Genomic DNA, 4619 nt, shown 5'->3' with positions numbered 1-4619 from the left:
TAACGCCGGGTGACCCCCGAAATGTTCCCACGCGCCGGTGCGGCAGGCCAGTCGGGGACCGCCTCGGTACCCTGATCCCGTGGAATCCGACGTCACGGCCGAGCCCGCCCCGCCGCGGCGGGGCGAGGCCTCCTGCGCGTGGTGTGGTCGTCCGGTGAACGAGGGCGGCACCGGGAGGCGGCGACGCTACTGCCGCCGCTCGTGCCGCCAACGCGCCTACGAGCAACGTCAGGCGCTCCGGATGCAGGACCTGCCCGAGGGGACGGTCGTGCTCTCCGAGTCGGAGTCCGCCGACCTCATGGACCGCCTGTTCCAGCTCCGGTGCGCATGCGAGGACCTGCACACCGCCATCGCCGAGGGGGAGGACCCCGCCGAGCTCGCCCGCATGTCGGACGGACTGGTGTCCACGGCCAGGCGCGCCGAGCGCCTGCGCTGAGCCGGGGGACCACGGTGACGCCGGCCGGCCGGGCGCTCCGGGAGTGGTGGGAGCGTTGGCACCTGTCCGTCACCGGGCTGGTCGTGGCGGGGCTGGCGGCGTGGTCCTCCCTCCTGCCGTCGCTCGTGCCGCGCGGGTGGTCCTACCAGGGGATCATCACCGGCCTGTCGATGCTCATGGGGTACGGAACGGGCGTGGCGGTGCGCACGGCGTGGCACCGGTTCGTCGCCCCCCGGATCGAACTTCATCCCACCCTGACCGAGCTGGGCGACGCCCTCCTGTCCTTCGCCCGCCTGTCCGCCCCCTACGTCGTGGTGGTCTACCTCGTCACCGCCACGGCCACCGCCATCCGATGGCAGGACCAGGTCTCGGACCTGGTGGGGTCGCCCAGGCCGCCGTGGGGGGACTACATGCGCATCCCCTGGGTGGCGTTGGCGGTCTTCGTGGGTCTCCTCATGGCGTTCCGGGCGCTCCGCGCCGCGTACCGCGCGCTCGCCCGAGCCGTCCGCCGCCGCGTCGATGTGAGCGAGTACACCGCCCGGATCTCCGGGATCATCGCGGTGGCGGCGCTCCTGCTCGGGATCGCGCACGGCGTCGTGCCGCGCCTGTTCTTCGACGGCGCCAACCGGATCTACAGCGCGGCCAACGACGAGGACCTTCCCGACGCCGACGCCCCGACCGACCCCGAGAGATCCGGGGCCCCGGGGTCGGCCGTCGACTTCGCGGACCTGGGGCTGCAGGGCCGCCGGTTCGTCAGCGGGGGACTGGGCCGTGACCGGCTGAGCGAGCTGACGGGGGAGGAAGCACGCCAACCGATCCGCCTGTACGCGGGGCTCGGGTCCGCGCCGACCGACGACGAGCGTGCGCAGTTGGTGGTGGACGAGCTCGAGCGCACGCGGGCATGGGAGCGCGGCGCCGTGGTGGTGGCACCGACCACCGGCACCGGATGGATCAACCCGTACGCCGCGCAGGCCATCGAGCTCCTCTCCGGGGGAGACGTGGCGATCGTCGGCACGCAGTATTCCTACCTCCCCAGCTGGATCTCCTTCCTCGCCGACCGGGAGAAGTCGGAATCGGCCGGGCGATCGCTCATCGAGGCCGTGGTCTCGTGGCGCGATTCCCTCCCGCCGGACAGGCCGCGACCGGCCCTCTACATCTACGGAGAGAGCCTGGGGACCCAGGCGGGGGAGGCCGCGTTCTCCGGAATCCGCGATATCCGGGCCACCGTGGACGGGGTGTTGTGGATGGGTCCGCCCGGCTCCAACCGGATCTGGCGCTCGCTGGTCGACCGCCGGGACCCCGGGTCCACCATGACCGATCCGGTCTATGCCGGCGGGCTGCTCGTGCGCTTCACCGAGGACCCCGCCGAGTACCGATCGGACGTCGGCCCCTGGCTCCCGCCCCGCGTGCTCTACGTCCAGCACGCCACCGACCCCGTGGTGTGGTGGAGCCCGGATCTCCTGTTCGACCGTCCCGCGTGGCTCACCGAGCCGCCGGGGAAGGGCCGCCATCCCGGAATGGTCTACCTCCCGGTCATCACCTTCTTCCAGGTCACCGCCGACCTCGGCAACGCGATCGGCGGATCGGAGGGATACGGCCACCTCTACGACAGCCAGATCCTCGACGGGTGGGCTGCGGCCACGGACCGTCCGGGGTGGGACGACGACGAGTTCCGGCGATACGCCCGGCTGCTCGCCACCGCGATGGAGCAGCAGGACAGGGGCTGAGGTCCCGCTCGCCCCGGCGGGTGGCGATCATCTACCGTGGCCCCAGGAGACGGGACGAGGGGGACCACCGTGAACGAGCACATCGCCGACACCCACGACGTGATCCGGGTCCACGGAGCCCGGGAGAACAACCTCAAGTCGATCAGCGTCGACCTCCCCAAGCGCCGCCTCACGGTGGTCACCGGCGTGTCCGGGTCCGGCAAGAGTTCACTGGTCTTCGCCACCATCGCCGCCGAGTCCCAGCGGATGATCAACGAGACCTACAGCGCGTTCCTCCAGGGCTTCATGCCGACGCTCGCGCGGCCCGACGTCGACCTCCTCGAAGGTCTCACCACGGCGATCGTCGTGGACCAGGAGCGCATGGGATCCGACCCCCGCTCGACGGTGGGCACCGTCACCGACACCGGGGCACTCCTGCGGATCCTGTTCAGCCGGCTGGCCCGGCCCTCGATCGGCGGGCCCAAGGCCTTCTCGTTCAACGTCGCCTCCGCGAGCGGGGTGGGGACCCTGACCAAGGCGGACGGGACCCGGCAGAAGGCCGAATTCTCCGTCACCGGCGGCATGTGCGTGCGCTGCGAGGGCCGCGGGTCGGTGTCGGACTTCGACGTGGATGCCCTCGTCGACCGCTCCAGGTCCCTGGCGGAGGGCGCCATCACGGTCCCCGGGTACTCGATGGAGGGCTGGTACGGCCGCATCTACTCCGGGTCTGGGTTCTTCGACATGGACAAGCCCGTCGGGGAGTTCACCGAGCAGGAGATGCACGATCTACTGCGCAGGGAGCCGGTCAAGGTCAAGGCCGAGGGCATCAACGTCACCTTCGAGGGCCTCATCCCCAAGATCCAGAAGTCGATGCTCGCCAAGGACGTCGAGGCCATGCAGCCCCACATCCGGGCGTTCGTCGAGCAGGCGGTGGTGTTCACGACCTGCCCCGAGTGCGACGGCACCCGTCTCAACGAGGATGCCCGGTCCTCGCGGATCGACGGGCTGAACATCGCCGAGGTCTCCGCGATGCAGATCACCGACCTCGCCGGGTGGCTGCGTGGCGTGGACGAGCCGGCGGTCGCGCCCCTGCTGGAGGCGCTGCAGCACACGCTCGACTCGTTCGTGGAGATCGGGTTGGGCTACCTCTCCCTGGACCGGCCCGCGGGCACGCTGTCGGGCGGCGAGGCGCAGCGGGTGAAGATGATCCGCCACCTCGGGTCGGCCCTGACCGACGTGACCTACGTGTTCGACGAGCCGTCGATCGGCCTGCACCCCCACGACATCCAACGGATGAACGGTCTGCTGCTGCGGCTGCGGGACAAGGGCAACACCGTTTTGGTGGTGGAACACAAGCCGGAGATCATCGCGATCGCCGACCACGTCGTGGACCTCGGCCCCGGGGCCGGTTCCGGGGGCGGGGAGATCTGCTTCGAGGGCTCCGTCGCGGGCCTCCGCGCCAGCGACACCGTGACAGGCCGGCATCTCGACGACCGGGTCGCACTCAAGAGCAGCCCGCGGACCCCGTCAGGGGTCCTCGAGGTGCGCGGCGCGACCGCCCACAACGTGCGGGACGTGGACGTGGACATCCCGCTCGGGGTGCTGTGCGTGGTGACAGGCGTGGCCGGATCCGGGAAGAGCTCCCTGATCCACGGGTCGGTCTCGCCCCGCGCAGGCGTGGTGGCCATAGACCAGTCCGGGATTCGGGGGTCCCGGCGGAGCAACCCCGCCACCTACACCGGCCTGCTCGACCCGATCCGCAAGGCGTTCGCCAAGGCAAACGGGGTCAAGCCGGCCCTGTTCAGCTCCAACTCCGAGGGCGCCTGCCCCACCTGCAAGGGCGCCGGCGTGATCTACTCCGATCTCGGCATGATGGCCGGCGTGGCCACCACCTGCGACGACTGCGAGGGCAGGCGCTTCCACGCCGCGGTCCTCGAGTACGAGTTCGGCGGCAGGAACATCGGTGAGGTTCTGGGCATGTCGGTGGCGGGCGCGGAGGAGTTCTTCCGGGAGGGCGGGTCCCGGATCCCCGCCGCGCACAAGATCCTCGTCAGGCTCCGCGACGTCGGACTCGGCTACATCACCCTGGGGCAGCCGCTCACCACCCTGTCCGGCGGCGAACGGCAGCGCCTCAAGCTGGCCGCCCAGATGGCGGAGAAGGCCGACGTCTACGTCCTGGACGAGCCGACGACCGGGTTGCACCTGGCCGACGTCGCCACGCTGCTGGGGATGCTCGATCGGTTGGTCGACTCGGGCAGGTCGGTGATCGTCATCGAGCACCACCAGGCGGTCATGGCGCACGCGGACTGGATCATCGACCTGGGCCCCGGCGCGGGCCACGACGGCGGCAGGATCGTGTTCGAGGGCACCCCGGCCGACCTCGTCGCCGATGCCTCGATTCTCACCGGGGAGCATCTGGCGCGGTACGTGGCGGGCCGGGAGTAGCCGGCCGGGCGGCGGGTAGAAAGGACGCATGG

The 4619-nt window shown here is 71.0% G+C and carries 3 protein-coding genes; all 3 read left to right on the top strand.

Annotation, left to right across the window (positions count from 1 at the left end):
- Positions 1-79: 79 nt before the first annotated feature.
- The 3 genes from B4M60_RS10785 (at position 80) to B4M60_RS10775 (ending at position 4587) form a co-directional block, all read left to right on the top strand.
- Entirely contained in the window at positions 80-436 is a 357-nt protein-coding gene (locus B4M60_RS10785) for a hypothetical protein (protein ID WP_291083499.1), read from the top strand.
- 14 nt (positions 437-450) lie between these two features.
- Positions 451-2163, top strand: coding sequence for an alpha/beta hydrolase (locus B4M60_RS10780; RefSeq protein WP_291083496.1), 1713 nt, complete (start codon positions 451-453; stop codon positions 2161-2163).
- Positions 2164-2232: 69 nt separating this feature from the next.
- Positions 2233-4587, top strand: coding sequence for an excinuclease ABC subunit UvrA (locus tag B4M60_RS10775; RefSeq protein WP_291083493.1), 2355 nt, complete (start codon positions 2233-2235; stop codon positions 4585-4587).
- Positions 4588-4619: the final 32 nt, after the last annotated feature.

The sequence above is a fragment of the Dietzia sp. UBA5065 genome, assembly GCA_002415925.1.
GTDB lineage: Bacteria > Actinomycetota > Actinomycetes > Mycobacteriales > Mycobacteriaceae > Dietzia.
Note: the sequence above shows the minus strand (reverse complement) of the source record. Positions and strands in the feature narration are given on the sequence as shown.